This is a genomic window from Vibrio sp. 1978 (assembly GCF_033344345.1).
In genome coordinates this window covers 1-711 of the sequence record NZ_JAWPOP010000445.1, presented here as the reverse complement: position 1 = coordinate 711, position 711 = coordinate 1, and the positions used below count along the sequence as shown (strand labels likewise).

At 48.2% G+C, this 711-nt stretch carries 1 pseudogene; it reads right to left on the bottom strand.

The annotated features are described in order from the left end of the window. Window positions 1-711, bottom strand: a pseudogene (locus R8N49_RS27140) (DUF3372 domain-containing protein); the annotation flags it as partial.

Here is a 711-nt window from a genome sequence, read left to right as displayed (position 1 = left end):
CACAGACAGACGCTTCTGGTTTGATGCCACACAATTTACCTACGGTGTCAGTAATATCGACGCGGTTCGCCGCTTCTTCATCAACCGTAGCAATATCGAACGCTGGCAGGATGTGAAGCGTTGTTAAACCTGCGTCTTTTAGTGCTTGCAAGTGAGAGACCGATTCGCGGTCTGCTTCTGTGAGTGCTAAGTACTTACCGTTGTATTCTTTGGTGCCTTTTGTATCGTTAAAGCTGAAGTCACGAAGGTGTGATTCGTACAGTACGTGGTCTTCATCTTTTTTACCGGTTGGGCGTGCTTAGTCGCTCCAGCCTTGTGGCATCAAGCTTGGATCAGCCAACTCGATCACTTGAGAGTACATCGAATTTTTCGACAAGCTCAGAGAGTATGGATCTGTGACCAAGCGAGTTTCGATGACGCCCGTTGTTGGGTGGTAAACTTTAACTTGGTAACGGTAGTATTTGTTGACGACGTTGCTTTGCGCTTCAGAAACCCAGATACCGGTTGCTGAATCTTCTTTCATCGCAACGGTTGTTTCTTCTTTCAGATTCTCGTCATAGATGATCAGAGCAACGTCTTGCGCTGTTGGCGCCCAAAGTTTGAAGGTTGCTGCGCCGCCTTCCACAATCGCACCGAGTTCTTGGCTAATTGCGTTACCTGCCTTGGAATCGGCAAACACCGCATCCAAAACGCCCGGTTTTTGCACTTCAG